General features: G+C 63.1%; 21 protein-coding genes and 1 tRNA gene. 8 read left to right on the top strand and 14 right to left on the bottom strand.

The genetic code is table 11. From position 1 onward, the window contains the following. The first annotated feature begins 79 nt into the window (after nt 1–79). Nucleotides 80–733, top strand: coding sequence for a TetR/AcrR family transcriptional regulator (locus tag GPA27_RS15640; protein ID WP_211165028.1), 654 nt, complete (start codon nt 80–82; stop codon nt 731–733). A 33-nt stretch (nt 734–766) separates the two neighbouring features. On the opposite strand, the gene GPA27_RS15645 is transcribed toward GPA27_RS15640, so the two are convergent. Together GPA27_RS15645 and GPA27_RS15650 are read right to left on the bottom strand one after the other, a co-directional pair. Continuing rightward, entirely contained in the window at nt 767–2347 is a 1581-nt protein-coding gene (locus GPA27_RS15645; protein WP_169141497.1) for a phytoene desaturase family protein, read from the bottom strand. 180 nt (nt 2348–2527) lie between these two features. Then, nucleotides 2528–3217, bottom strand: coding sequence for a TetR/AcrR family transcriptional regulator (locus GPA27_RS15650; RefSeq protein WP_169141498.1), 690 nt, complete (start codon nt 3215–3217; stop codon nt 2528–2530). Nucleotides 3218–3408: 191 nt separating this feature from the next. Here GPA27_RS15650 and GPA27_RS15655 point away from each other — a divergent pair, with 191 nt between their 5' ends. The 4 genes from GPA27_RS15655 (at nt 3409) to ribA (ending at nt 8324) form a co-directional block, all read left to right on the top strand. Then, nucleotides 3409–5040, top strand: a complete 1632-nt coding sequence (locus tag GPA27_RS15655; protein WP_169141499.1) for an ATP-dependent acyl-CoA ligase — start codon at nt 3409–3411, stop codon at nt 5038–5040. Nucleotides 5041–5075: 35 nt separating this feature from the next. Continuing rightward, a complete protein-coding gene (locus tag GPA27_RS15660) occupies nt 5076–5468 on the top strand; it encodes a VOC family protein (protein ID WP_169141500.1) in 393 nt (130 codons plus the stop codon). Between the two features lie 90 nt (nt 5469–5558). After that, nucleotides 5559–7505, top strand: coding sequence for a putative bifunctional diguanylate cyclase/phosphodiesterase (locus tag GPA27_RS15665; RefSeq protein ID WP_169141501.1), 1947 nt, complete (start codon nt 5559–5561; stop codon nt 7503–7505). Nucleotides 7506–7685: 180 nt separating this feature from the next. Continuing rightward, nucleotides 7686–8324 (top strand): GTP cyclohydrolase II, encoded by a 639-nt coding sequence (ribA, locus tag GPA27_RS15670; protein ID WP_169141502.1) that lies wholly within the window; start codon nt 7686–7688, stop codon nt 8322–8324. A gap of 180 nt (nt 8325–8504) precedes the next feature. On the opposite strand, the gene GPA27_RS15675 is transcribed toward ribA, so the two are convergent. Then, on the bottom strand, nt 8505–8738 hold the full coding sequence (locus GPA27_RS15675; RefSeq protein WP_169141503.1) for a hypothetical protein: 234 nt from the start codon (nt 8736–8738) through the stop codon (nt 8505–8507). Further along, complete coding sequence (locus tag GPA27_RS29500) at nt 8696–9292, bottom strand: DNA-binding protein (RefSeq protein ID WP_444541843.1); 597 nt, start codon at nt 9290–9292, stop codon at nt 8696–8698. The genes GPA27_RS15675 and GPA27_RS29500 overlap by 43 nt, the downstream gene beginning before the upstream one ends. On the opposite strand from GPA27_RS29500, the gene GPA27_RS29615 reads away from it, so the two are divergent. Continuing rightward, complete coding sequence (locus GPA27_RS29615; RefSeq protein WP_444541842.1) at nt 9230–9871, top strand: hypothetical protein; 642 nt, start codon at nt 9230–9232, stop codon at nt 9869–9871. The genes GPA27_RS29500 and GPA27_RS29615 overlap by 63 nt on opposite strands. Nucleotides 9872–9927: 56 nt before the next feature. Further along, nucleotides 9928–10524: a YkgJ family cysteine cluster protein gene (locus GPA27_RS15685; RefSeq protein WP_169141504.1), complete on the top strand. Its 597-nt coding sequence runs from the start codon at nt 9928–9930 to the stop codon at nt 10522–10524. Between the two features lie 495 nt (nt 10525–11019). Here the strand turns inward: GPA27_RS15685 and GPA27_RS15690 are convergent, their stop codons facing one another. From GPA27_RS15690 to GPA27_RS15700, 3 genes are all read right to left on the bottom strand, one after another. After that, entirely contained in the window at nt 11020–12687 is a 1668-nt protein-coding gene (locus tag GPA27_RS15690) for a recombinase family protein (RefSeq protein WP_169141505.1), read from the bottom strand. Nucleotides 12688–12907: 220 nt separating this feature from the next. After that, entirely contained in the window at nt 12908–13141 is a 234-nt protein-coding gene (locus GPA27_RS15695; RefSeq protein ID WP_211165029.1) for a hypothetical protein, read from the bottom strand. Nucleotides 13142–13261: 120 nt separating this feature from the next. Beyond that, on the bottom strand, nt 13262–13888 hold the full coding sequence (locus GPA27_RS15700; protein WP_169141506.1) for a recombinase family protein: 627 nt from the start codon (nt 13886–13888) through the stop codon (nt 13262–13264). A 368-nt stretch (nt 13889–14256) separates the two neighbouring features. Here GPA27_RS15700 and GPA27_RS15705 point away from each other — a divergent pair, with 368 nt between their 5' ends. After that, nucleotides 14257–15846, top strand: a complete 1590-nt coding sequence (locus tag GPA27_RS15705; protein ID WP_169141507.1) for a tyrosine-type recombinase/integrase — start codon at nt 14257–14259, stop codon at nt 15844–15846. 7 nt (nt 15847–15853) lie between these two features. Here GPA27_RS15705 and GPA27_RS15710 read toward each other — a convergent pair whose 3' ends face one another. From GPA27_RS15710 to GPA27_RS15740, 7 genes are all read right to left on the bottom strand, one after another. Continuing rightward, nucleotides 15854–16792 carry a hypothetical protein gene (locus GPA27_RS15710; RefSeq protein ID WP_169141508.1) on the bottom strand — a complete coding sequence of 313 codons (939 nt, stop codon included), beginning with the start codon at nt 16790–16792 and terminating at the stop codon, nt 15854–15856. An 11-nt stretch (nt 16793–16803) separates the two neighbouring features. Then, on the bottom strand, nt 16804–18111 hold the full coding sequence (locus GPA27_RS15715) for a site-specific integrase (RefSeq protein ID WP_169141509.1): 1308 nt from the start codon (nt 18109–18111) through the stop codon (nt 16804–16806). 127 nt (nt 18112–18238) lie between these two features. After that, a tRNA-Ser gene (locus GPA27_RS15720) sits at nt 18239–18329 on the bottom strand. A gap of 102 nt (nt 18330–18431) precedes the next feature. Further along, nucleotides 18432–20489 (bottom strand): VC_2705 family sodium/solute symporter, encoded by a 2058-nt coding sequence (locus GPA27_RS15725; RefSeq protein WP_169141510.1) that lies wholly within the window; start codon nt 20487–20489, stop codon nt 18432–18434. A gap of 64 nt (nt 20490–20553) precedes the next feature. Continuing rightward, a complete protein-coding gene (locus GPA27_RS15730; RefSeq protein ID WP_169141511.1) occupies nt 20554–22722 on the bottom strand; it encodes a 3'-5' exonuclease in 2169 nt (722 codons plus the stop codon). A gap of 3 nt (nt 22723–22725) precedes the next feature. Next, on the bottom strand, nt 22726–23097 hold the full coding sequence (locus GPA27_RS15735; protein ID WP_018990971.1) for a response regulator transcription factor: 372 nt from the start codon (nt 23095–23097) through the stop codon (nt 22726–22728). A 25-nt stretch (nt 23098–23122) separates the two neighbouring features. After that, a complete protein-coding gene (locus GPA27_RS15740; RefSeq protein ID WP_169141522.1) occupies nt 23123–25882 on the bottom strand; it encodes a sensor histidine kinase in 2760 nt (919 codons plus the stop codon). Between the last annotated feature and the right edge of the window lie 5 nt (nt 25883–25887).

Consider the following 25887-nt stretch of genomic DNA (forward strand, 5'->3'; position numbering starts at 1 on the left):
GAAATCTTCCAACATGCCCAGCTCTTCCCGAAACCCGAGCAAGTCGACCGAACGCGCGGCACCCGATAAGAGGGAGACCTTGCGCCGCATCAGCGCTGCGGCGCGACGGGAATTCGCCGCCAAGGGACTGGCGGACGCCCGCATCGACGATATCGCCCATGCCGCCGGCGTCACAAAACAGCTCGTTTATCACTACTTCCGGAGCAAGGAGGAACTCTTCGCCTGCGTGCTGGAAGACTCGTCCGCGACGACCATGGGCGAACTCGTCGCGGTAGAACTGGATCACCTGGCGCCGCGTGACGCGCTGCGGGCACTCCTCAACCACATGATCCGGCCCTATTGCGACCCCATGCTGAGCGCGCTCGCACAGGAAGGGATCCGCTACCACGAGAGCCATGCCACGCCGCGCAACAGCTTTGTCGACCTAGCTCCCGAGCTCAAGCGCAAGATGCGCAGCGTGCTCGCGCGCGGGGCCCAAAGTGGCGATTTTCGTGCGAACGTCGACCCGGACCTGTTCCTCGCCGCAGCCGCGCAGGTGACCACCAGCGCCTTCGTCAGCCGCTACACCGTCGTCACCCTGTGCGGCCTGGACGTGGCGAACGCCGACGACGCGGACACATGGCGACGCTTCGCGGTCGCCTTCGTGCTGGCTGCCGTCGAGCGCGAGCGCAGCGACCAACATCCGCTCACGCGGCCCGACGCCCCACCGAAAACGCCGCCCGACGAGGCCTGAGAGCGCCGCCCCGCCTGCGGGGCGCGCGCCACATCAAAGCGCGAGGAAACGCTTCACCCGATTGGCGGCGATCCGTCCCGGCAAGCCGTTGACCCCACCCCCCGGGTGGATGCCCGCGCCTCCGAGGAAAAGTCCCGCAACCGGCAGGCTGTCCCCACCCAATCCCGCGGCCGGCCGCATCAGTGCGGAACGCGTGGTGCTCGTATCCACATGCACCACGCAGCCCCGATGCACATTGAGCCGCTTCTCCAGGTCCGGCGCGGCCTCGACCCGACGACCGATCTCGAATTCCTCAAGACCCTGCATGTATTCGGCGGCCTGGTCGATGACCGTCTGCCCTACCCGGTCTCTGACGGCATCCCATCCTTCGCGCGGCTCGACCGGCGTCGCAACGGGATAGAGGTAGGCCACGTCCTGCCCCTCGGGCGCCTGCCCAGGATCGACAGCGGTCGGCACCGTGATCCACATGTAGGGCAGCTTAGACAACTCACCTCGCGCGGCGCAGCGGAAGTTGTCGAGCACGGCATCGGAGGTGCCGATCAGGAGCACGCTCTTGCGCAGACTCAGCCCGTCGGTCCGCAGGGATTCGATGCGGCGGTAGTTCACCTGGCGACTGAGCGCGACATCGACCTTCAGTGGCGATGCCCCGTGGCCGTTGGCCGGCGCGAGCGCTACGCGAGTAAGCGTGCGCCGATCGAGCGCCCCGGGCGTAACCATTTCCAGCGCCATCTTCGGGTGGATCGATGCCACCACCGCTTTCGCCGACAGCACACGTCCATCCTTGAGTCGCACCCCCTTCGCCCGACCATCGCCGGCAATGATCTCCGCGACCGGCGCAGACACCAGAATCTCCCCACCCAACTCGCGCAGCCGGGCCGCCAGCGCATCCGACAACGCCTGGGTCCCCCCCACGGCGCGGCCCAGCCCGAAGCGATGGATGAAGCCCAACAGCGCGAAGTAGATCCCCGTCGCGTCGTTCGCGATGGGTCCGGCCGCGCCGAGCAGGCAGCACAGCGCCGACTGTACGACCGGATGCTCGAAACGCTCCATGATCGACGTGTACGCCGGGCTGCCGATGAGCGCCATGATTTCCGGTTTCAGATGGCGGTTCCTGAAGACCGCTTTCAGGGCCTGCCATTTCGCGCCCAGGTTGCGCTGCGCGGGGTCGACACGCATCATCGGAATGGCCATGTCGATGAAGGCATCCACGAGCTTCATCAGTGCCAGGAACTCTTCCGCGTCTCGGGACGAGAAGCGCCGGATCTCGGCCGCAGTCTTTTCCGGCTCGCGCCAGAACACCAGCGAATTGCCATCCGGATGGACGTACACGTATCCGGGAGACATTTCGACCTGACGAAACCCATGACGCTCGAGCTGCAGCTCCTGCGGCATCATGGGATGAACCCGGAGCGACATAAGATCAAGCGCGCAGGGGTTGATCAGATGCCGGGGCGCCTCCGGAATGAGGTAACCGCTGGAGGCCATGCCGCCGATCTTCTCGCGGGCCTCGATGACGACGACACGTTTACCTGCCTCGGCCAGATAGCAGGCGGCAGCCAAGCCATTGTGCCCGCCACCGACGATCGCCACGTCATAACTGTTTGCGCCACTCATTCTGTCTCCCTCCGGATGTGCCGGATGCGCTTGTTGGTGAAATGCGTCCGATTCGACGAATCAACCGATTGAAGCACAGCACCCCGGCCGGACACGGCGGGGCGGTTTGACGCGGAGTCAAAGCGCAGTGGAAGACGGACGGATGCCGCACACCCGCAGCGGCGGGCGTACGCAGCGTGCTCAGCGACGGGAGACGCGGCCCTGCATCAGCATGGCAAACATCCGCTCGAGGCGGCGCGGCAGGCTTCGGCGCTCAGGGCCGGCGGGAACGAGAATCTCGCTGAGGATGTATCGGACCAGCAGTTCGCAGGTGAGCTCGCGGTCGATCTTGATTCCCGCACGCGACTCCCACGCATCGAAGACCGGCCCAAGCACGTCCTGGAACCGGATCACCGAGTCGGGGAAGATGCGCTGCAGCCAGCGCATCGCGTACTCCGGCGCAACGACGAGCAGCCGTCGTGCATTGCCGCGCTCGAGGTAATCATCGACGAATCGCAATACGGCGTCGAAACGCTCGTCCGGATCGGCGTACGGGGCAGTCGCCTCGATCAGCGCGGCATGGAACCGATCGCGCCGGTGACGAGAAAACGCGTCCAAGAGATCGTCCTGCGACGAAAAATATCTGTAGAACGTCCCACGCGAGATGCCTGCGGTCTCACAGACGTCGAGGATGGAAATCCGATCCGCTCCGGACTCGAGGACCACCGTTTCGGTAGCGTCGAAAATGCCCAGGATCGTGCTTTCGGACCGCCTATTCCGGCGAACCGCCTTCACGGCCTTGACCGGCGCGGGCTCGGCGCCCTCCTTCGCTGAGGCGGTCGCGCCAGGCTTCTTCACCTTTGCCTTTCCCGCCTCGACTGCTTCCGCCATCTCCGCTCCCCGTGAGAATTCACCGATGGGTGATTGTAGCGTGCCCCAACCGCATGAACGTCCGAGCCCCCATCAAAATGATCACTACGCTTCCTTATATTTGACAGTTTTTCTATTTGTGTTTATGTTTTGCCATCACAACGAAAGCTGCACATCACCCCAACACGGCGAATCGGGACAGGAGACATTACATGGCAGGCATGGGCAATCAGGAAAGCTGGTCGGTCGGCCCACAGGATACGGTCATCGCGGCACTCGACCGGGCAGTCGCAAAACACCCCGAGCGGGTGCTGCTCGACTTCGGCGGCGAGCTTTACACTTACGGCCAGGTCGACCAGCTTTCGACGCGCCTCGCCCACTCGCTCGCAGCATTGGGCGTCCAGGCCGGGCAGACGGTCCTGAGCATGCTCGACAACAACGTCGATGCAGTCGTGACCTGGCTCGCCATCAACAAACTGTGTGCCGTGAGTGTTCCTGTCAACACTGCGCTGCGGGGCGAGTTCCTCCGCCATCAGATCGCGGACTCGCAGGCTGCAATCGTGATCTGCGAGGCGGATTACGTCGAACGCATCGCGCACGTAGCGGACGGATTGCCGCAAATGCAGCTGATCCTTCACCGCACCCACCTCACCGACGTCCCCGCGTGTCGCGCCCGCATCGCGCCGCTGGACGAACACCGCGGCCGGCGCGACGACGCGATCGACACGAAGCCAAATCCTTGGGACCTCGCCTGCATCGTCTACACCTCGGGCACCACCGGGCCGTCCAAGGGCTGCATGCTGAGCTACAACTACATGTGCAATCTCGCCCGCCTCCAGCTGCGCGCGGGACCGGCAACAGAGAATGACATCACCATCACCCCGCTGCCGCTCTTCCACATGAACGCGCTGTGTGTCGGCATCCTCTCGAACATCATGGTCGGCGCCCGGGTCGCGATCGTGCAGCGCTTCTCGGTATCCAATTTCTGGCCGGAAGTCGAGCGCAGCGGCGCCACCATCGCGTCGATCCTCGGGAGCATGGGCGGACTGCTCGCCCAGGCGCCGGACAACGAGTCGATGAAACGCTGCGTCGGACAGATCCACACCGTGCGCGGCAATCCCTTCACCGAGGAATCGAAGAGGATCTGGCGCGAACGCTTCGGCGCCAAGCAGGTGGGCGGCAATGGCTACGGCCTCACCGAAGCGAGCGTCATCACCTCGCTACCCGGTGGCGAGTACGCAGCGCCCGGCTCCTCCGGGAAGCGCATCCCCGACTTTGACGTGCGCATCGTCGACGACCTCGATCGCGAGCTTCCGGCCAACACGCCCGGTGAGATCGTCGTTCGCCCCCTGCGCCCCGACATCATGTTCATGGGCTACTGGGGACGCCCCGCCGACACCATGAAGCTGTTGCGCAACATGTGGTTCCACACCGGCGATATCGGAAAATTCGACGATGATGGTTTCTTCTATTTTGTAGACCGCAAGAAGGACTACCTGCGTCGGCGCGGCGAAAACATCTCGAGCTTCGAGATGGAAGCCGCCTTCGCGGCACATCCGGCCCTCGAAGAGGTTGCGGTCCACGCCGTGCCTTCCGACAAGGGCGAGGATGACGTCAAGGTCACCGCGATTCTCAAGCCCGGCAGCGCCCTCATGCCCGAAGAATTGTTCAAGTGGGCAATCGATTCCGTTCCCTATTACGCCCTGCCCCGCTATATCGAATTCCGCAGCTCGATGCCCAAGAACCCGCAGGGCCGGGTGCTGAAGTACCAGCTGCGCGAAGAGGGCAAGACGCCAACGACCTGGGATCTGGAAGAGACCGACATCAAGGTCAGCAAACGCTGATCCCCATAAGGCAGAAAAACGGAGAGGAAGACACCATGAGCATCTTTACCCACGTCACGCTCGGGACGCGCGACATCGCGCGCGCGAAGACCTTCTACGACCAGGTTCTAGACCCGCTGCTGTTCAAGTGCCTGCTTGAGGTCGAAGGCAAGGCCTGCGGCTGGGGTATCGAGGCACCGCAGTTCATGATCCTCTACCCGCGTAACGGAGAACCCGCGACTACGGGTAACGGCATGACCATCGGCCTCGCAGCCCCGAATCGTGCTGCCGTGCGCGAGTTCCATCGGCGCGCGCTTGAACTCGGGGGTACCTGCGAAGGCGCCCCCGGCCCCCGACCTTTCGCGCCGCATGCCTACGCCGCATACATACGCGACCTCGACGGAAACAAGCTCGTGGCCTCCTGCCGCAAATCTGAAGAAGAGGGCTGAATGTTGGAGCCGGTCAAGAATTGATCAAGCGTACCGAAGGGGACTTGATCAATTCTTGACCGGCCCCAACAGATGCGCTGTCTATACTGAATGATGAGTACGCCAGCCAATGCTCAAATCACACGCCCCAACGCTTCGGCGACGACAGCCGACAACGAGAAGGAACTGCTTCGCGTCAACCGCGCCCTGAAGACGCTCAGCGCAGGCAACAGGACGCTGTTGCGGGCCAGCGATGAGGCCGAACTGGTGAATGCGATGTGCCGCGTCATCGTCGAGCAAGGCGGCTACCGCATGAGCTACGTCGGCTACGTCCAGCACGATGAGCGAAAATCCGTCTCCCTGGCGGCGTTCGGTTTCGACGACCGCTATGAGCAGGAGGAGGAGACGCTTCGAAACCTGTATGCGAGCTGGGCCGACAACGAATTCGGTCACAGCGTGACCGGTATTTCAATCCGCACGGGCAAGCCGTGCATCGTGCGCCACCTGCTGACCGACCCGGATCACGCACCGTGGCACGCGGAGGCGCTTCGCTTTCGCTACGAATCCGCCAGCGCCTTTCCGCTGCACGTCGACGGCGAGGTGATCGGCACGCTGGGGATTGCGGCCTCGGAGCCCGACGCCTTCGACGAGGCGGAGGTGAAACTGCTCGCGGAGTTGGCCGACGATCTCGCTTACGGCATCGGCAACCTGCGCTCGCGGCTTCGCCGCCAGGAGGCTGAAGCCACCATTCACCGCATGGCCTACTGCGATGCGCTAACCGGTTTGCCCAATCGGGCGAGCTTATGCGAGCGGTTCGAGTCCGTTCTTGCCGCCGTGGTCGCGCAGAACCAGCCGCTCGCGCTCATGATCGTGAGCCTCGACCATCTACAGGAAGTCAATGACACCCTGGGCTACGCTCAAGGCGATCGGCTCATCCAGACATTCGCGCGCCGACTGATCGAGGCCGAGCTTGCCGAAACAGTCGCCCGGGTGGGCGAAGGCGAATTCGCGCTGCTGTTGCCGAACGCCGACTCGGCGCGCTCCTCCGCGACGGCACAGAAGCTTTCGAAGTTGTTGCACACCTCGATCGACGTCGAGGGGTTGGCGTTCGATGTACACACTCACACCGGTCTGGCCCTGTTTCCCGGCCATGGGGCGGACGCGGAGGTATTACTACGACGCGCTCGCGTGGCGATGCGCGATGCGATGCAGGCCGGTCGGGACTACGCGGTCTTTGCACCGGCGCTCGATCAGGAAGCCTCGCGCAGGCTGGCGTTGATGGGGGAGCTGCGCCACGCGATCGAGAGGCACCAACTCGCACTCCAGCTTCAGCCCAAGCTGCACCTGGCTTCGGCAGCGATCTGTGGCGCCGAGGCACTGGTTCGGTGGAAGCATCCACTGCTCGGCCAGGTCCCGACGTTCGAGTTCATCACGCTCGCGGAACAGGCGGGAATGATCACCCCCGTCACTCACTGGGTCCTCGAAGCGGCGTTCCGCCAGCGCTACGCGTGGCACATGGCAGGAATCGAACTGCCGCTGTCGGTGAATCTCTCGGCGCACGATCTGCGCGACCCGACGCTGCTCGACAAGCTCAAGGGCCTGGTCGAGACTTGGGGAGCCCAGCCAGGCTGGATTCAGCTGGAGCTGACGGAGAGCGCGCTGATGGTGGACGCCTCGGCCGCGGTCGAGATCCTTCACTCCCTGAAGCGGCTGGGTTTTCAACTTGCCATCGACGACTTCGGTGCCGGCTATTCGAGCCTGGGTTATCTGCATCGCCTGCCAGTCGATGCAATCAAGATCGACCAGTCGTTCGTCATCCCGCTGGTACAGAGCGAGGATTGCGCGACCATCGTCGGCTCGGCCGCACAAATGGGGCACAAGCTGGGCTTCGAAGTTGTGGCGGAGGGCGTGGAAAGCCAGGATGCGTTGCGGCGCGTGACGGAACTGGGATGTGACATCGCACAGGGCCATTTTGTGAGCCATCCCATGGCGGCCGACCAGTTCGGGGCGTGGCGGGCAGCTTCACCTTGGGCGAGCCCGGCTTCACCCGCGCACTGAGCCCGCGCGGGGCGTTTTCACCCATTGCACGATGCCCGGCAAAGACTCACATTGATCTCAACCACCTCGACCTGCACCGACCGTCAATCGCCGATCCTGGCTGCTTTTCCCGAAACCGTTCGAACGTCCGGCGATAACACGTCGTCCGGCCTGGCAGCGCGGAGCCAACAGAGAATTAGCATGCAGAACAAGTTCAACGAAACGGACAAAACGTCCGGCGCTGAGGTTCTCCACGTCGCCTCGTGTCACCTGCCGACACCGTGGGCGACGTTCGAGCTCCACGGATTCGAAGAAGTCGCCAGCGGACGCGAGCATGTCGCCCTGACCCTCGGCGCCGTGGCCGACGGGGCGCCGGTGCTCACCCGCGTCCATTCGGAATGCCTGACCGGCGATGCGCTGTTCAGCCGGCGCTGCGACTGCGGTCCGCAGCTCGAAGCAGCACTGGACGCGATCGCCACCGAAGGCCGCGGCGTGCTGCTGTACCTGCGCCAGGAAGGCCGCGGAATCGGGCTGCTGAACAAGATCCGCGCGTACGCGCTGCAGGATCAGGGCGCCGACACCGTCGAGGCCAACGAACGTCTCGGCTTCCCTGCGGATAGGCGCGACTACTCGGTCGCGGCGGCGATGCTGCGCAGCCTCGGCATTGCGACGCTGAAGCTGATGACGAACAATCCCCGCACGGTGCACGCGTTGGAGCACTACGACATTTCGGTGGCCGAGCGCGTCCCCCACATCATCGAGCCCAACCCCCACAACGCCGGCTACCTGCGCACGAAGACGGTGCGGCTCGGCCATCTGTTCCCCTGGCCGGAAACCTGACCGGGGCACATGTGTGCTCTGGACATTGCCGCCCAAGGGTTGGCCTGCCCCCGATTCTCCGGACACATTGCATGGCAACACGTGTCTAGGGAGTCGGTTGCAGCCAAGGAACGCGTAGAAATAGCGCCCGGAGGTATCCGGGCGCAAAACTACATTCTAGATTTCCCTAAAACCCCGCTGTCAGGAAGCGGGCTCAGTCGCGTCGCGGGACTGCTTTCCGTAGTCATGCTCGCTCGAATGCTCACCGCGGACCGGCACGTACTGGACGAGTTGCTCGAAGAGCCGCGTCACGGTATCGAGCTTTGTTTCGGCAGCGATACGCCGCTGCTGCTCCAAGACCAATTCGGCGCGGGTCCTGGCAACCGACTCGCTCAGCATTTCGCACTGGATACGCTCCGCGAGGCGTTCTGACATGAGTTCAAGACGGACATCAGTTGCCGAGCTTGACGCCTCGGCGACGGCCTGCGCTCGCTTGCATTCCGCGAGGGCCCTGTCAGCCGTGCGACCTCCAACTCGACGCCGTCTGCCCGCTCCGCTCGGACATGCGCTCTCACGAGTTCGTCTGACAATGCTCGCTCACGCCGTTCCGCCTCCCCGAGGCGGTGCTGCAACGTATCGCGAGCCGTGCTTAGCACCTCCGCGTCGCGCCGCGCCGAGTCAAGTTGCTTCGCCAGTTCGCCAATCTGTTCTTCGGCGTCGTGACTAACCGCGGTGACGGATTCGTTGTCAACACACAGTGTTTCGACCGCACGTGACTGTTCTTCCAGCTGGGCTTGCATTTCGGCGAGTCGTACCCTGACCGCTTCCTGTGCCCAATGGCCGAGCGCTTTCAGCACGCTTTCCGGTACCTCTGGAAGCGACTGCGGCGCGGCCTCCCTCCGCGGTCTCAACGCACCGAGGTGGCGTTGTATCGTCCCGAGGCTGCCGCGACCGAGCCGGTCACGGATGGTGCGCAGCGTCGGTCGAATACCCTCCTGTTCGAGCGCCTCGACGGCGCTCTTGACGTCGGATTCTTCGACGCCCGTTCTTCCTGCTTTCAGGACTTCACTCCTGATGTCTCGTCAATCGGAAAAGTTGGATGCGTCGCGAGCGGCCCTGATGACCTGAGCGTCGATGACCTATCCAAGATCTATAGCGAATGCGAGCCAACAAGCGCGGGGATTGCAGTCGAGAGCGCAACCGGAGCGTATCGTTTCATATCGACCGATACGTATCAGGCTGATACGGAGTCAGGTGGATCCCACTCACCGTTCAGTCGTGATGTCTGCAGGGAGCTCACTTCAAGACGGGGTCAGCAGCGAGCCGGGAGTGACGTCAAGGGCATCCGCGAGCCGCTCGATGTTGTCGAGGGAAATGTTCCGCATCCCGCGTTCCACGTGGGCGACGAATGTGCGATGCAGGCCGGCTTCGTGGGCCAGGTATTCCTGGGACCAACCGCGTGCGGTTCGCAGGCGCTTCAAATTTTCAGCAAGGATCTCGCGGGCGGAAGGAGGCTTCGTCACAGCGATTCAAGAAAGAAGGGAAGACCGTTCATGGTCTTTCCTTGACGCCTTTAAGTCAGCCGCGTATAAGTCACATCGAGCTGTGACTTATACGCATCAACATGAATGACGACCTTGAACAACTAGCCCTACGGAAAACCCTCGCGATCATGCGTGCGCATCCCTGGATGGCACCTGAAGCGCTCATCGATCAAGTGATTCGCATCCGATACGACAGCGGAAGCTATGAGGGCAAAAAACTCAAGTTCATCCGCCTCGCAGACAGGTTCCATAAGGCGGTCGCGCCCCACACTGCATGCCGGTCGCGCTGCAGTGCGTGCTGCCACCTTCCGACCATGCTTTACGCATACGAGGCGAGTGCTCTCGCAAACGCATCGGGCCGAACCATGGCGACACTGCCGCCGAGAGAGCCAAGCCTGAGTCTCGCCGCAGCAAAGCAGTATTTCGGGAAACCCTGCCCTTTTCTAAAGCGGGATCGCTGCTCGGTCTACGAGGTGCGCCCCGTAATCTGCCGGCTGCATCACTCGTTGAACGCTGGGCCAGAGGCATGCAACACAAGCCTGCCCCCCGAGCAACGAAGGGTAGCGAGCTACGACGTCGACCTTGTCGAAGGCCCGTACCATGCGTTTGTTCGCGAGGAAGCGCCACTGGAACCATGGGGCTGTATCCATGAGTTTTTCCCGACCAATCCGGCGTGAAGGAAATCCCACGAGTCATCACGTCGGGCCGTGCGTGCAACATCAGCCGAGGCCGACCACATCTTGCAAGGACTTCGGGTGTTCTACGTCCTCGCATTCGACTTCGATTTTGTACTGATGGGTTCCCAGAACGAGACAAAATCGAAGTTCCATCGCGATCGCTTGCCCTCCCGGTCCTCAGTGACGCCCCAAACTTCGCCCCGTCGGGTTTTTCGTGTCCAAGGAAATTGCACGCGGAGAATCCTCGGAACAGTCAGGTGCATGGATTCGGCATCAGGAATTTGTCCCTTTCCGCGCCGGTCATTGTCTTACCCTGCCGTAGGCCTGCGCCCCTGAACCCTTTTTTTTCGAGAAACGGGCAAACTTCGGCATCGGGCAGCGCAAAATCCCGCGCTAACCGTTCGACAGGGATTGGCTGAGCACCAGAGCCCCTGCAGCAACTCGACGCTAGGCGACGTCGTTATCAGGCGGGGAACGCCCCCTGCACGGTCGTGCTCACGCAAGGACTTCGACGAGCCATCTCCCCTCTTTGATGCCGCAAAGAGGGCTGGCCGGCGAATAGCTTAGGGCGAAACGGAGTTCGACCGGTTTGTCGTCGACGCCGCTGGTCGCCGAGGCAAGCGCGAGGGCGGCTCCTGGGACAAACTGCACGCGAAAGATGGAGAGGTGACGCCTGCGTTTTCCCTCGAAGACAATATCCGGAAAGAGGCGCGCGAGCACCGACCGAAGATGTTCAGGCGGGAGGTCGGCCACGAAGAGCTTATCGAGGACGAGCCGCGGGTCAATCTGCAACTGCGCTTCAATGGCCGCGCGGTCAAGCGCCTGTGCGCCGGCAACAAGTTCGTCAACGTGCCGCTTCTGCAGACGGGCAGCACCACGCGCCTCTTCGTAACGCTTGATGAGGACCGGGTCATCCTCATCGCTCGCCGCCATCATCCGCGACAACCGTTCCTGGACGCGCTCCAGCCGAACAAGTTCGGCCCGCGCGCTCTTGAGTTCCGCGTCGCCATTGCCGGTCAACCGGGCATGCAGCGACGCCTTGAACGCCACAACGAAATCATCGGTCAGGAAGAAATGTGCGGCCTCCACCAATAGGATCTGCACGCCGGCGGCCGCAACCGTGCTTGTAAGGCGTTCGCTCTGACCGGCGGCAGCTTTTGCGAGAGTACATCGTGCGCAGTAGAGCGAGCGGCCACCCGCGCTCAATACCAGGACCGCACCGCAGCACCCGCACGTCACGAGTCCGCCCAAGGCGTGCTTTCCGCCACCGTAGCCGGACCGACTCACCATCTTGGCATTGCACCGGTCCCACACCTCGTCACTGACCAGCCGCAACTCCGGACGAGCGTAAGGTATTTGTTCGAGCAACCGCCCCTCTTTCTTCGCCTCCGCCCGGATGGTAGACGACCCGTTCCAAATGAACTCCCCCTTGTAAACAGGGTTGCAAAGGACTCCCCGGATGCGGGAAGGACGCCAGAAATCGGCCTCGTTCTTACGGTCGCGGTGACAGGTGGGGACGGCCGCGGCGTTCAAGCCTCGTGCAATCTGGTGCATCGACTGCCCGTGGTCGCGGCCCGCAAAGATGTCGCGCACCACCGCTGCCGCCGATTCGTCGATAACCCAGCGCGACCCCAGATGCTTGCCCTCTGCGTCGTATTCGCGCTGGAGCGTATAACCATAGGCAGGCGCGGCAATCATGTAACCCCGCTCCAGCTGGCCAACCATTCCACGCACGACGCGATGTTTGGTGTCCCGTCCGGCCTGCTGGGCGATGATACCTTCGAGCCCGAGCTGCAGCTGCCAGTTGGGCCGCGTCGTGTCCACCCCGTTCGCGGTGAGCATGCGCACGCGCTGATTGTTCTCCAGACGCCGTATCAGTTGCGCTTGGGTCACACCATCGCGTGACAGGCGGGAGAACTCATCGATGATGAGGACAGAGAAAGCGTTGGCATCCCACGCCTTCAAGAGCGCCTGAAAACCTTTGCGCTTCGCCTCGCCCTTCGCCTGGCCGGTAATGGCCGAATCGACGAATATCAGCGCATCATCAACCGTGAGCCCATGCCGGCGCCCTACCTCCTGGCAACGTCGAATCTGGTCTTCGATCGACGTGTCACGTTGTTGCTCATCCGAATAGCGTGCAAGTATGGCTACGCGCTCTGTCATCTCCGACTCCCTGCATCCTTCTCTATGGGTTTGTTGCGGAGCAGCTGTACGGCGATAAGCGCGAGCAGGTCCGCGAGTTCCCGCACGGCTTCCGGCAAGGCGGAAGCGCTGCGGTTATCGCATATAGATACCGGCGTCCTTCTTTTCTGAATCTTTCTCATCTTCTTGTCCTCCTGCTGGCCCCTGCGGCACAGCACGCCCTTCAGCGACCGGCAACGCCTCAGGCAGCGGCCGCGTTAATAAGGCTCATCTCCCCCGTCACAACGGAACCCGTTTTCGGCGTTGAGGCAACGTCCAGATCGGCCTCCGGGGTGGACGACGAGGCCACCCCCTGCTCCACTGTCACGACCGTACGCCGCCGCCCCCGGTGCGTGTATTCCCTCACCGTGCGCCGAACTTCATCCATTTTGGCGACGAGGTTGCTCGCACAGAGGTGGGCGTAGCGCTGCAGCATGCGGATATCGCGATGCCCGGAAATGGCCTGACGTTCGAGGAGGCCCAGGCGATGCTCGCATCGCCCCCTCCGAGGCCATTTCGTCGTATAGCGACCTCGACTCGCTTCTGGCCAAAAAAATCAGTCACGCGTCTCGTCACTACCGACAACGACCGCAATCGGTTCCTGTACCGCAAACCACTGCACATCACCGACGATGCGTAGCGCCTCACGTGCGAATCCCGATCTATGCAGGCACGCTTGGTCGCGATTGCTCGTCGCGACCTTCGCCACGTGCCGCCCAGGAAAAAACCACCCACGGTAAATCGGGTTCGAAAGGATGCGTGCAACCGTCGATGCGTACCATCCGCGGCCACCCCCGGGAGGTGAAATACCGGCCTCGTTAAGCCTGCCAGCAAGGTTTCGGAGGGACTCGCCCGCCTCACGTCGGGCATACATCTCCCGAATCAGCACTGCTTCGGCTTCGCAAACCGTCCAAACGGTTCCGACGTCGCGCCCGCCTTGCAGCACAGTTCGCTCGGCCCGATAACCGAAAGCAATGGCCGACACCATGTAGCCGCGCTCGAGTTGGGAAGCCATGCCCCGCCTGATTCTCACGCTGTGGAAACGTGCCATGTCATCGGCTATCAACCGCCGCAACTCCTCCGGGAATTTGGTAGCTGAGTCAGTTTCGTGGGGAGTCATCACACTCATTCCCGATGCAGAAAACATTGCCGCCAGTTCTTTGGCGAAAGTTCTACTGGTCATTGCGTCATTCCTTGTGAAGGGTTGCGGCGACTGTGGCGACATCATTCGTCAGTCTGTCGACGACAAGATCGAGGAGTCTGTCTACCGGGGCGGTAGCGGCCTGCGGAGTGTTCTTACCGCGCCGTCCATCGACGTTGTTCCCTCTATAGCGACCGGTGCGAGACTTTTGCCGCGTACCCCCTTGTCTGAAGAATGATTTTTTGGGTTCTTCACGTTCCCTCCGGATCGATGAGCGAAATATAGTTTTGTCGTTGGCTTGTAAGTCCTGCTGCAGTGCCTAGACTTTTCACCAGCAGCATTCCCGCGTAAGCGCCCCAGTCTCGTATCGCTGCTGGCACGAGACAGCGGCGCACGAATGGGCGTGTTGCATGGCCGGCACCAAGTACTTGACGTATGAGAAGAAGCGGGCGCGTTTTGTCTTTCAGATACGCGTCCCGCAAGACGTGAAGCCCGCTTTCGACGGCCGCACAACCATCCGGCAGTCGCTTGGCAACATTTCTCAAGCCGAAGCCGAAAGCCGCGCCGCCGCCCTCGCCAAGCACTGGCGTGCGAAGTTCGACAAAGCTCGACGAAATCCTGCCGTGTGCTTCGCCACGGACGCGGCAATTGTGGAGTTGGCACTCGATGAGGATATCTCCGCTCGTGCCGTTGCCGCTTGGCAAGGACTGCAGCTTGCCCTCTTGCATGAGACCCTGACACGGCTCCGCGCTGCCCCCGAGTTGGATTGGAATGAAGCGATTGGACTTGCTGACGAGGGGTTCGCCGTGGCACGACGGCGCCTCGCACGTGGTCACGCCGATGACGCCCTGAGCGCCTTGGAAACGCTCGAATCGAGAAGCTGTGTGCGCTTCAAGCGCATGACATTCGAGACAAACGCTTTCGCCGAGCGTTGGAACCACTGCGCACTCGTGGTCGCCAAAACGTGGCGCGAGGTGCTGCGCGGCGATACTTCTCTCGACATCCTTGCGGTACCCCCGGACGCTGTTCTCCCGCTGACCCGCTTCTTCGGTACGCGTGCCAACGCGTTGCCGCTCAAGTGGCGCGAGCGGCTGGAGTCCATCGGAAAGACGGCACTGCAAAAGACCTTCGAAAAGTACGCCGGGATCGCAGAGACGCTCGATGAAGTGCTGGCCGAACGGCCGGTCGAATTGCTGCGTCCCTGTGACGTCTCCGACGTCATCACCCGCTGGCGCGAGCGCGGAAACAAACCGGCAACCATCGCAAGCAAAGTGTCGATGCTTGCAAGCCTGCTCCGACCCTTGAGTCCTGCAGCTACCGCAATCTGTCAGGCCGCGATTCCGCGTACTCACCTTGGAAAGGCCGGTCGCCGGCCGTTCAGCGATGAACAACTCGCCACCCTGCACCGGATATGCACGTCCGATGAGTACTTGCACAGTGACGATAAGCATCTGGTCGAACTCATGATGCTCACAGGGGCGCGCCTCGGCGAACTGCTGCAACTGCATACTGAACAAGTCAGTCAGGATCGCCTGGGTTGGACAATTGCCTTCTTGGAGCGCGACAAGGCACGATTGAAAACAGCAGCGTCCGACCGAGATTTGCCAATCGACGCGAGTGCCACACCAGAACTGCACGCATGGCTCCGCGCGCGAACGGCAGCCGGGGGAAGGCTCTTCCCGGACTCCCCTCCTGACAAGTACGGGCACTACGGCAACGCCGAGAGCAAGCGACTGAACCGCGCTCTCAGAAAACACTTCGCCGACCGCCGGCTTGTGCTCCAGAGCATCCGTAACACGGTCGGGCAAGCGCTGCGACGAGCGGAGGTCGACCCACGGGTTCGCCGACGTTTTCTTGGACATGCAGACATTGATATTCATGACAAGCATTACGACTCGGCGGAACTGCTCGGTGCCGCGGACCTCATTGGTGCGGCACCGGTGTTGGCTGACCTGGCCGCCCGCGTTCGAAGGCTTTCTCGCGCAGACGACCTCCCCTAGCGCCGTATCAGCTGTCGGATTTCGTCGGCGAAGTCGGCCCGTGCGCTTTCGGGACCGGGCTGAGCAAATCGCTAAAGACAACGAGGCGGCGTTTTTTCACGATGTCGGCGTCGGCCAGCTGGAATCGAAGATGGAGCGTGAACGCCACGACGTGCAATGAGGTGCGCAACAGACTCTCGTCCGCCCAAAGAACCCGGACATGCGAATCATTCATGACTGCCTGATCGATGTTCGGCGCAATAGGCGTGATGAGAAGCACTGCCTCATGTTTCGGCAAGCTGAAGCCGGCAGCAAGCCGTTGAGGGTCATGGGGTAGATCGTTCGTGGAAGGTGCGACGAACGGTACGTCGTTGGCTTCGAGGTAGCGCGCGACAAGGAGGGACGCGACGGTGCGCACTCGGCCACCGCGGGTGACCCACCCCTCTGGAGGCTGTATCGGAAGTAGTGCGGCAAGTTCAGGATGCCAGCCTTGTTCGCATGCCTCCCGCACACCTTCAGGATCGAGTTGCAACCAGGCATTGAGCGTCCGGTACTCTTCCGCAGCGTCAAGTAGTTCAGGCAGAAGACGGGGCAACGTCGTTGCCCAGTTGTCGAGTCCCAGCAGGGCGAACACCGTGTCCAAATCTCCCGTGAAATGGAGTCGGTGGCACTTGATCGGCAGATCTGTCCAGAGTGCCAATGCACTTGTATAGCCAAGGTTGAGAAGGACGGCCGCGATATCGAGCACGCGCCGTTGTTCGATGAGGTTCGAGTCGCACGTCCGCGGCCATCCGAGGATCACTGCGATCTGGCGCCGCATCTCTGGCGCTTCTCTCAAACGTTCCCACGCGTCCGGCGCTCTCACCGCCAGTTCGACAAACGAGGCTATTCGCTCTTTGCGAAGATGATAAATCCAGCCGATCAATTGTTCGGTTTCGGTACCGCTGATGTTAGTCCAAGTCACCATGATCGCCTCCTTCAGACGTCGACGCGCGGCAGCGCGATAGGGAGCTTGACTGCTGCGATCGCCGCGACAAGGGGGCCAAGCGGCATCTCTCCGTACTTGCGGCTGACGCTTGAGGACACATGTCCTGTCAGTGCGTCGTGAACGTCCTCGGGAATGAGTGCCGCTCGACAGAGGGTCTTGAAGGTGTGTCGGAAGCAATGAAAGACGACGCGCGGATCGCTGATCCCCAAGCCTCGGCGGGAGCGTAGGTAGCGCCCAAACCATTTCCCAAAATTCCCGCCACGCCGTCCGTCGTGGTCCCGCTCGAGATCGGGGAATAGCCATTTCTGGCGCGCATCCCTCACCGCGTCGACGTAGTCGAGAAATCCTGCTCGCACCGCATCCGCGTGCAGCGGAACCATACGACGCGAACCATCCGTCTTGAGGTGCTGGTCCGGATCCTCATCGGTAATGCGCATCAGTGGGCCGTGCGCCGCATCGATACGAATATCGTCGGTACGCAACTGCGCGATTTCTTCAAGCCGGGCGCCCGTAACCAGCGCGATCATTGGCAGCCATGCGCAGGCCTCGCCCCCGCCCGCAATCGGGCGATATTGGCGGGTGTAGACTTCCGAACCAAAGATTCGCTTCAGTTCGTCTGTCGTAAATACCCGGCGGACCAAAGTCGGCACTTTGGCACGCGGAATTTTGAGGCCGCGCGCGACGTTCTGAGGGAGAACGCCGGCATCGAAACCAACTTGCAATAAGGTCGAAATGAAGCCGACTTTCTTGCTGACCGTCGCACGCGCCTGCCCTTTCCCCAGCAAGTGATCGCGGAAGCCCGCAACATCTTGCCGGGAAAGCTCAGGGGCTGGCGCTTTGCAGAAGCGGCGGAACTCGCGGATCGATGCTTGCATCTCCCTCACGGTACTGGGTTCGCGCCCGCGGTCGATGCTCTTCCACGTGTCGAACAAGGCACTGTCTGTCGCGCGCTCGGCTATCCGCGTCGTCGATCGCCCGGATGTTGCCAACTCCGTACAATCTGGAGCAGCCCCGCCCACATACGGGACCACTTCCATCATTGACGCTGCATGTGTCGGCGATGGAATGGCTACCGCAGAGGGGCCGTAAGTCGCCGCAGGGATAGCCAAGACTTGCCCTCTCGCCACATCGAAGCGTGAAAGCCAGTCGCTCGCAAGACGCAGCGCAATCGGCCTTGCCGTTGCACGGTCAGAGGTCTGGAGATTGATCCGAATGATGGGCCCGAACGTCGCAGCGAGCGCCGTCGGGACTCGGATCTGAAAATAGAAGGAATTGTGGTGAAAGGTGAGGTAGCTCATGCAGCATCTCCAGTGGTCTTGAGAATGCTGCGAGCGTCACCTGTACGCCAGCGTGTAACACCCGAGGCGAAACCGGAGGTCCCGGTTTCGCTAGAACCCGCGCCGCTTACGGCCCAGGTGGTGTTACTGGCGGAGAGAGCGGGATTCGAACCCGCGTTGGGATGTTATCCCAAACACGCTTTCCAGGCGTGCGACTTAAACCACTCATCCATCTCTCCGTGGAAGGCGCGCATTGTAGCAGAACGCCCGCGATACGGAACCCCATTTTGGCGTTCCGCGGAGATTTCCAGCGCGCCCGCCTGCGATCGGCTTCCAGCCGCTTACTTCGATTCGGTGAAGATGCCCGGATCATCGGCCGGCAACCGCGGGTAGCGCACGTAATCGACCAGCGCGCGCACCTCCGGCGGCGGCGGCGGGGTGAGCAGGCTGACGACGACGATGGTGAGGAAGCCCAGCGGCACGCCGAACACGCCGCTCGAGATCGGGCTGATGTCGAACCAGGCGTTTTCCATTGATCCGCCGAAGAAGGCGTGGGTGCTGACGAAGTAGTAGAGCGTGACGGCCGGGCCCGCGAGCATGCCAGCGACGGCGCCGGGGCGGTTCGCGCGCTTCCAGAAGATGCCCAGCACCAGCGCAGGGAAGAACGCCGCTGCTGCGATGGAGAACGCGAGTCCCACCATGAACAGGATGTTGTCCGGGCGCAGCGAGGCGACCCACGCGGCGACGACGGCGACGACCAGCAACTGCGACTTGGAGATGACGAGGCGGCGCTGGGTGCTGGCGTTCGGGTTGATGACCTTGTAGTAGAGATCGTGCGACAACGCGTTGGATATGGTGAGCAGGAGGCCGTCGGCGGTCGACAGCGCAGCGGCCAGGCCACCCGCGGCGACGAGCCCGGAGATCACGTAGGGCAGCCCGGCGATCTCGGGCGTCGCGAGCAGGATCACGTCGGTGTTGAGGCTCAGTTCCGCAAGCTGCAGGATGCCGTCACCGTTGATGTCCTCGATATTGACCATGCCCACCTTGCCCCACGAGACGAGCCAGTTCGGCAGCATGGAAATGCTGGTGCCGATGAGGTTGTTGTACACCTCCCATTTCGCGAACACCGCATACGCCGGCGCAGTGACATACAGCAGGAAAATGAAGAACAGCGCCCAGAACACCGACTTGCGCGCCTCGACCACCCCGGGGGTCGTGTAGTAGCGCATCAGCACATGCGGCAGCGCGGCGGTTCCGACCATAAGGACGAACACCAGCGCAAGGAAGTTGTTGCGCGCGACCTGACGCTGCTCGGGCGTGTCGCCGGGGTGCGCCTGGGCGTGCCGCGGCGGCGGACGTGAGCGCTCGATCGCCTCGACGCGCGCGCGCTCCCACTGCACACGCGCCTGATCCGGCGTGCGCGGCAGATCGCGCAGGGCCCGTTCGGTGTGTGCGATGTCGCGGGCGGGGGCGTTGTTCAGGCGCAGCTGGTTGAGGCGCTCGATGAGCTCGCGCCGTTCCGCATCGAGTGAATCCGGCAGGTAGGCAATCTTGGCTTCGTAGTCGTCGGCTCGCTTGGCGAACTGCTTGCGCACGGCCACTTCGGCGCTGTCGGTAAGCAGTTCGCTCTCCTTCTCGGAGAGTTTCCCGAGCACCGTGCCGTACATCACCGGAGCGACGGGCACGCCGGTGACCTTGTACGAAAGGATCGTGACCGGCACGAGGTAGGCGACGATCAGGATCACGTACTGCGCGACCTGCGTCCAGGTCACCGCGCGCATCCCGCCGAGGAAGGAACACACGAGGATGCCCGCCAGACCTATGAAGAGCCCGATTTCGAACTCGACGCTGACGAAGCGGCTGGTGATCAGTCCTACCCCGTAGATCTGCGCGACCAGGTAAACAAAGCTGGCGATGACCGCCGCGATCAGACCGACGACGCGGGCGACATTGCCCTGGTAGCGCGCGCCGAGGAAGTCGGGAATCGTGTATTGCCCGAACTTGCGCAGGTAGGGTGCGAGCAACAACGCGACGAGAACGAAGCCGCCCGTCCAGCCGGTGACGAAGGCGAGGCCCTCGAAGCCGGTGAAATACAGGGTGCCGGCGAGACCGATATACGAGGCGGCGCTCATCCAGTCCGCCGCCGTCGCCATGCCGTTGAACATGGCGGGGACGCGGCGCCCGGCGACGTAGTATTCGGTCACGTCGGCGGTGCGGCTCATGACACCGATGCCCGCGTAGATGGCGATGGTCGCGAACAGGAAGACGTGACCGATCACGCCTTGCGACATGCCCATCTTTTCGCCGATCGCGAGGAGCCCGACGAAGCAGATGAAGCTGATCGTATACCAGAGGTAGTACCGGCGCAGGCGGCGCGCGAAAGGCGAGGGTCCGCTCATGCGGGCAGTCGTCCGCTCGGGCGGCACACAAGAGCCTCAGGCGCTTGCCACAGCGGGCGGGCGTTCAATACTTGACCCTCGCGTAATACGACTTCTCGGCCGCCTCGCGCGCCTGGCGCAGCGTGCGAATGCCCATCGCCGCGAGCAGCGGAATCATCTTCAGGAAGACCTCGGCGGTGACGATCGCATCGCCCAGCGCGGTATGGCGACCGAGGATGGGCAGGTTGAGCCGTTCGGCGATCGCCTCGAGGCGGTGCGATTCCTGGTTCGGATGAATGACGGCGGACAACAGCAACGTGTCGAGCACCGGCTGATCGAAGCGGATGCCGGTCGCCTCCTCCTTCAGCTGCAGGAAGCGCATGTCGAACGCCGCGTTGTGCGCGATCAGCACGGTATCTTCGGCGAACGCATGGAAGGCCGGCAGCACCGCCTCGATGGTCGGCTGATTCTTGAGCCTATCCGGCGTGATACCGTGGATCTTCACCGATTCGGACGACAGATAGCGGCAGGGATCGACGAGTTGCTCGAACGACTCCTGCCGCAGCAGCTTGCCGTTGACGATGCGGGTCGCGCCGATCTGGATGATCTCGTCGCCCTGCGAGGGGTTGAGCCCGGTGGTCTCGGTGTCGAAGACGGTGTAGGTCAGCTCGCTGAGCAGGCGGTCGTCCAGCGCGCGCGACTTGTCGGACCAGTTGAAAAGGTCGAAGTCGTAGTATTCCGGCCGGCTTTCGCCCTTCAGGATCGTCGCCTCGTCGAGCTGTTCCTGCGGCATGGCGGCCGGCAGCAGGATGCGGAAGAATGCGCGGTGGCGGACCTTCTCGCGCTCCAGCCACATCTCGCCGTCGTGGCGCTCGATGACGTCGCGCACCGTCAGAGGGCTGTTCTCGTCGGCGAAGCGCATCGGCTCGAGTTCCCAGCTCATCACCGTCTCGGTGCTCATCGCCTGGCCCGACCAGATCAGGTCGAGGTGAACCAGCCGGCCCGCTGCGCTCAGGCGGAAACGCACCTCGCGCACCTCGAACTCGTCCGAGAGGCGGTTCGCCAGATAGGTCAGGGCCTGCAGCAGCGAGAAGCTGTCGACCTTGACCCACAGCGTCTCATCGACCTCTTCCAGCTTCGTCGGCAGCTTGACCACATTCTCGATGCGCCGCTGCACCGCGGCGATCAGGTCGGCGCCGAGCATCTCTTCGAGCGGCCAGCGCGCCTTGAGGGAGTCGGCGAATTCGTTGGCGGTCTCGTCGAGACGCGTGCTCATCGCGCGCACCTCGTCGCGGATCACGGTGCGGAAACGCTCGCGCAGCTCTTCCTGCAGATCCGGGTATTCGAGCATGTCGGCCGCGGCACGCACGTTGGCAAGCGATGCACGGTTGCCTTCGGTGAGCGTGTGCAGCATCTGGTCGCGCTTCGATTCGGTCTCGAAGGTGCGCGTGATGTTGTCGAGCATCAGGATGAAGCCGGTGATGGTCCGCTCTCGCCCCTCCTCCTGCTCCACCGACAGCACCGGCGCCATCTGCGCACGCAGGAGCTGGCCCGCGCGCGTCGTCGTCACGAAGTTGGCGACCGGCTGTGCGGCACTGCGCCGCAGCCGATGCTGGATGCTTTCCAGCGCATGATTGACGAGGTTGCGCTCGAAGACCGCATAGATCGAGCGCCCGAGCCCGATCAGCTCGCCCCCGCCGGCGACCGCCGGGGCATCCGACAAGGCGCGGAACTGTTGTCGCGCGCGGTGGTTGTAGAGCAGGATGCGGCCGTCGAGGTTGCACACGACGACACTCTGCGTGAGTTCCGACATCAGCGCGGCGAGGCGGTTTTTTTCCTCCTCCACGGACTGCTTCGCGTGTGCGATCTGCGCCTCGACATCCTGCAGCAGCTCGTCGCGCTGCTGCGCCAGGACGTTGACCGCGTGCGCCAGCGCCTGCACCTCGGGCGGCCCCTCGGGCTTGACGCGGAATTCGCGGTTGGCGCCGAGCATCAGCTTGAGGTGTTCCTCCATGCGCAGGAGGCCCTGCACGTAGTGCCGGAACAGGTTGCGCACGACAGCCATGCCGAGCGCGAAACCGACGATGGTCATCAGCGCCCCCAGCGGCAGGTGCGGCACGACCACATCGATGAGCCGCGCCCGATCGGCTTCGCCCGCCTCCAGCCACACCAGCCCCGTCGTCACGACGAAGGGGCCGGTCATCAGCAACGCAAGAATGCAGACCGCGAGGATGAAGCGCGCACGAGCAGTCATGCGTCAGCGCTCCGCGAGCATGCTGCGTACGCGCTCCACAAGCTCCTTGGTCGAGAATGGTTTGGTCATGTAGGCGTCGGCCCCGAGGGCGAGCCCTTTCGCAACTTCGGTGTCACGCCCCTTGGCCGTAAGCATCAGGATGCGCACCGATTGCAGCTCGGGATTGGATTTCACCTCCTGGCACACCTCGAAGCCGCTCTTCTTCGGCATCATCACATCGAGCAGCACGAGGTCGGGCTTTTCGGCGCGGATACGCCGCGCCGCCTCATCACCGTCATTGGCGACGCTCACCTCGTAGCCCTCGCGCTTCATGAGAAACTCGAGCGAAATGACAATGTTCTGCTCGTCGTCGGCAATCAGTATTTTTTTGGCCATGCTCTCCCCTTTCCTTCCTTATATTCTAAGTCATTGCGCGGTCCGGGCCGTCGCCGGCCTCGGGCGGCAGCGGCAGGACGAAGCTGAACGTCGCGCCTTCGCCCGGCTTTGACTGGACCCACAACCTGCCGCCGAAGTGCTCGACGATCTGCCGGCTGATCGGCAATCCGAGCCCGGTCCCCTGCGGGCGCGAATGCTCGTCGCCGCCCTGGCGGAATTTCTCGAAGATCACGCCGAGCTGCTCGGGCTGGATCCCCGGACCGTTGTCGGTGACATCGACGCGAAGCTGTCCGGTTTCGCACGTCAGGCGGACACGCACCACGCCGGTGTCGCCGGGCACGAACTTCGCCGCGTTGGAGATCAGGTTCAGCATCACCTGCAGCAGGCGGTCGCGATCGGCGCGCAGGTGCGGCGCGCGATCGGGAAGGTCGAGCTCGAGCGTTGCGCCGCGGTCGCGGAAGAGCTGCTCGGTGGTTTCCACCGCATGCCCCACCAGTTCGCGCATGTCGATGTCGGTGTTGTGCCATTCGGCATGGCCGGACTCGATCTTGGCCATGTCCAGCACCTGATTCACCAGCCGCGTCAGGCGCTCGGTCTCGGACACGATGATTCCGAGGAAGCGCTTTCGGTCCTTCAGATCGATCTTCGGGTCGTCCAGCAGCATCTCGGAAAACGCGCGGATCGAGGTCAGCGGGGTGCGCAGTTCGTGCGTCACCGAGGACATGAAGTCGTCCTTGAGGCGGTCAAGCTCCGTCAGGCGCTCGTTGGCGGCCCGCAGCTCGGCCGTCGCCGCCTCCAGCGCCCGCGACTTCTCTTCCAGCTCGTGCGAATACGCACGCACCTGCGAGGCCTCGTCGAGGATGTCCATCACCTCGTCCAGCCCCAGCGGTTCTTCCTGCACCACCGACGACACCATCACGCGCGCGGATGCGCTGCCGATCGCGCCTGCGAGCTGGGTTTCGGCGAACTGCACGAGTCCGGCATCCGGTTTCAGGTCGTCGATACGCGTAACGCCGCGCTCACGCGCGTAGGACTCGAACATCCGTCGCGCCCGCTCGGCGCCCAGGAAACGCGCGACGAGGGGCTGCAGATCCTGAATCTGCGCACTGCCACGCCAGAACGTCGCAGGCGCGTCCTGCCCGCGGCTGAAGACGTCGACGAACAGGGTCGCCTGAGTGGCCTCCTGCCCGGTCGGAACGCGTGCCAGCGACACGATCACATAGCAGGCGATATTCGCCGTCAGGCTCCAGAACAGCGCGTGGCTGATGCTGTCGAGTCCGGCCAGCCCGAAGAGCTGCTCCGGTCTCAGGTATTCCAGCCCGAACAGCCCGTAGTCGAGAAAGGCCCGGTCGAGCCAACCGGACTTTGCCACCGAGGGCAGCATCAGCGTGTAGGCCCACACCACGAAGCCCGCCAGCAGACCCGCCAGCGCCCCCTCGCGCGTGCCGCCGCGCCAGTACATGCCGCCCAGCATCGCCGGGGCGAACTGCGCGACCGCGGCGAAGCTGATCAGGCCGATGCTCACCAGCGCATAGGCCTCGCCGGCAAGACGGAAGTACAGGTAACCCAGCAACAGGACGACGACGATTGCTCCCCGCCGGATGCCAAGCAGCAGGCCGGTCAGATCGGGATGATTGCTGCGCTTGAAGCGCTCGGTGCCCAACAGCAGGGGCATCACGAGGTCGTTGCACACCATCGTGGATACCGCGATCGTCTCGACGATGACCATCCCCGTCGCCGCGGAGAAGCCGCCGACAAAGGCCAGCAGCGCAAGCGCCCGCTCGCCGTGCGCGAGCGGCAGCGATAGGACGAAGGTGTCCGGGTCGACCGTGCCCTGGCCGAAATACAACAGGCCGCCAAGTGCGATCGGCAGCACGAAGATGTTGATCAGCAGCAGGTAGCCCGGGAAAAGCCAGGTCGCGCGGCGCAGATGCTGCTCGTTCACGTTTTCGACGACCGTCACCTGGAACTGGCGCGGCAGGAAGATCACCGACAGCATCGCCAGCAGCGTAAGGGCGAACCAGCCGCCGTAGCCGGCGCTGCTCGCGGTCTTCAGGCTCAGCAGCGCAGCGAGCTCCGGGTTTGCATAGGCGCGCGTGAAGATGTCGTCGAATCCCTCATACACGCCCCAGGTGACGAATCCGCCGATGACCAGGAATGCGAGCAGCTTGACGACCGATTCGAAAGCGATCGCGGCGACCATGCCCTCGTGCCGCTCAGCGGCGTCGAGGTGGCGCGCACCGAACAGCACTGTGAACAGCGCGAGCGTCAGTGCGACATACAACGTGCCGTCGTTGAACCAGCTGGCCGTCGCGAAGGGGAAGACGCCGCTGTCGTCGCTGCCGGTGAGTACCGAATAGCCGCTGGAGATCGCCTTCAGCTGCAGGGCGATGTACGGCACCATGCCGACCACGGCGATGATGGTCACCAGACCGCCCAGCAGGTGACTCTTGCCGTAACGGCTGGCGATGAAGTCGGCGATCGACGTGATGCGGTAGGTGCGCGAGATGCGGATCATCTTCAGCAGCACCACCCACGACAGGCTCATCGCGAGCGTCGGCCCGAGATAGATCGGCAGGAACCACACCCCGCCGGATGCCGCACGCCCGACGCTGCCGAAATAGGTCCACGCCGTGCAGTACACCGCGAGCGACATCGCGTAGGTCCACGGATTCGCGATGATCGAGCGACCCTGCTCCGCCCGCCGGTCGCCGTACCACGCCACCGCGAACAGCACCAGCAGGTACGCGAACGATGCGGCGACTACGACGGTGCCCGACAGCATCCCCG

This window comes from Aromatoleum toluolicum, assembly GCF_012911005.2.
GTDB classification, from domain to species: Bacteria; Pseudomonadota; Gammaproteobacteria; order Burkholderiales; family Rhodocyclaceae; genus Aromatoleum; species Aromatoleum toluolicum.